The sequence below is a fragment of the Achromobacter sp. genome, assembly GCF_050285585.1.
Lineage (GTDB): Bacteria > Pseudomonadota > Gammaproteobacteria > Burkholderiales > Burkholderiaceae_B > Achromobacter.
The window spans coordinates 1-2,637 of record NZ_JBLZXF010000099.1; the positions used below are offsets into that span (position 1 = coordinate 1).

General features: G+C 65.9%; 2 protein-coding genes. Both read right to left on the bottom strand.

Annotated features, from left to right (window positions below; genetic code table 11):
• Positions 1 to 1,241 (bottom strand): FAD-dependent oxidoreductase (locus ACN6PJ_RS31410; RefSeq protein ID WP_427999524.1); only part of this gene is annotated, 1,241 nt, incomplete at its 3' end.
• 342 nt (positions 1,242 to 1,583) lie between these two features.
• Positions 1,584 to 2,531 (bottom strand): LysR family transcriptional regulator, encoded by a 948-nt coding sequence (locus ACN6PJ_RS31415; RefSeq protein WP_427986007.1) that lies wholly within the window; start codon positions 2,529 to 2,531, stop codon positions 1,584 to 1,586.
• Between the last annotated feature and the right edge of the window lie 106 nt (positions 2,532 to 2,637).

The window sequence follows — 2,637 nt, forward strand, 5'->3', positions numbered from 1 at the left end:
GCGGCCTGGCCTTGCGGCAGGATCAGGCTGGACGGATCCGCGGGCGGCGCGATGCCGTTCTGCGCGTATTGCAGCAGCGTGTCGTAGTAGCTGTTGTCGCCCACCAGAACCGCGCCCAGCACGCGCTTGCCGTCTTCGGAGATCACCAGGCGGCGGTAACCGGAGCCGGCCTCGTCGATGTAGCGGTAGCTGCGCGAACCGGGCGTGACGCCGTGCGCGTCGCCAATCGAGCCCACGTCCACGCCCAAGAGCTTGAGCTTCGTGGACATGTCGGCGCCCGAAAATGCCTGTTCCGGCGCGCCGCACAGGTCGGCGGCGACGATGCGGGCCATCTGGTAGCCGGGCGCGACCAAGCCAAAGACGGTGCCGTTCCAGGACGCGCATTCGCCGATGGCGTAGATGTTTTCATCGCTGCTGCGGCAGCGGTCGTCGATGGCGACGCCGCCGCGCTCGGCTAGCGCCAGCCCGGCTTTGCGCGCCAGGAACACCTGCGGACGGATCCCGGCCGAAAACACGATCAGGTCGGTTTCCAGCGGCGCGCCTTCAGCAAAACGCATGCGGTAACGGTATTGGGTGCCCGGCTTGATGTCCTGCGTGGCGCGCGACAGGTGCACGCCCACGCCCAGCGCCTCGATGCGCGCTTTCAGCGCCGCGCCGCCGGCCTCGTCCAGCTGCACCGGCATCAGACGCGGCGCGAATTCCACCACGTGTGCTTCCAGATTCAGCGACTTGAGCGCGTTGGCCGCTTCCAGTCCCAAGAGCCCGCCGCCCACGACCACGCCGCGCCGCGCGCCGCTGGCTGCCTCGCGGATCAGGTCCAGGTCGTCGATGCTGCGGTACACCAGGCGCGAATTGCCCTCGGCGCCCGCGATGGGCGGCACGAAGGGATACGAGCCCGTCGCCAGCACCAGCTTGTCGTAGGCAAAGCGGCCCTTGGCGGTGATGACTTCCCGGGCGTGGCTGTCGATGTCCAGCACGGGCTCGCCCAGTCGCAGCGACACGCCGTCCTGCTCGTAAAGCGAAGCCTCGCCCAGCGCCATCGACTCGGCGTCGCGCCCATTCAGGTATTCGGACAGATGGACGCGGTCATAGGCGCGGCGGGTTTCCTCGCCAAAGATGGTGATGCGATAGCGCTCGAGGGCGCCGCGGGCGATCAATTGCTCCACGCAATGATGACCCACCATGCCGTTGCCGATGACAACCAGCGTCTGCAAGGAATCGGATGTGGCCGCTGCATTCATGGGATTTCCCCAGGCTTGGATTTTCGGATTTCAAAAGGCAAACGGCGCCCTGGACCTTTCGGTCGGGGCGCCATTGCCGGTACTGCTCACGTTGTCTTGCCGGGTTTGCACCCGCACATAGGCAATTAAGCAAAGTCCGTGCCAGGTATGTCGAAGCGCGATGTTCTGGGGGAAATTCCCTTGCGATTCATAGGGAAGGAGGGGGCCTTGAAGGCGCGATGAGGTGAAGCGGCCGGATTGCGGGTGATCGCGCCCATGCTTCGTATCGGTGCATTTCTGCGTGCGGCCTGCACCCATTTGGCGCAGCGCAACATAGTTGGGTGGTGGTGGCTGAAAGCCTATTCAGGCGAACGCCGCCTGCACCGCTGCGAAAGCCGCCGCCACCAACGGGTCGTCACGCCGCGCGGCCTGGGTGATGAGCGACAGCTCTGCCTGGATCGACAGGCCTTTTACGAGCTGCAATCCGCTGGACTGCGATTCGCGCAGCGCGATGGCATCGCGGGCGAGGGACAGGCCCACGCCCGAGCGCACCAGATCCAGCATCGAAGCCTCCTGATCCACCTCGGCCACCGCGTGCGGGGCAATGCCCAGGGCGTCGAATTTGTCGGACAGCAGGCGATGATGGACCGAATCGGGCGGGGTCCATATCCAGGGCAGCGCCGCGATCTCAGCCCAGCCACGGCCGGCGACCTGCGCGTTCCAGCTTTTTGGGGCAACGACGTAATAGGAAAAGGACGCGAGCGGCTGCGCGTGCAGGCCGGATGGCTGGCTGCCGCGGGGAGGGGTGTTCCGCGGCTGGCCGTCCCGCGACGGGCCGCCCCGCGCATCCTCGTTGCGGGGTTGCGGTCCCAGAAAGAAACCCACGTCCAACTCCCCAGTGCGCACCTGCCGGCCGACCGATCCCGACATCCCGTGCCGCAGGGTGGGGCGGATCTTCGGATAATGCTCGACCAGATACTGCAGCGTGGCGCCCAGCCGCAAGAATTCCGGGTCCAAAATCGTCCCGATGCGCAATTCGCCCTGCACGGTATCGCGCAACGCACCGATGGCGCGTTGGAAGTCATCCAGCGCGTCCAGCACCCGCTGCGCCGCAGGCAACAACGCCCGCCCGTCCGCGTTGGGCGCCAACCCTAGCGCCGTGCGCGAGAACAGCGTCAGGTCCAGCGACTCCTGGAAGTTCTTGAGCTGCAGGCTCAGCGCAGGCTGCGTCAAATGTAAATGCTCGGCCGCGCGCGTCAAATTACCTTCCCGCGCGACGGCGGCAAACGTGCGGATGTGCTTCAGGTCCATGCATGCTCCTGGAAATCGAGTTGGAGGGCGTCAGACACCTTATTTCGTCCTACGCAGCCATGGGTGCCTTTCTTGGCATGCCGCCGGTGTCTGACACCCTTGCGCG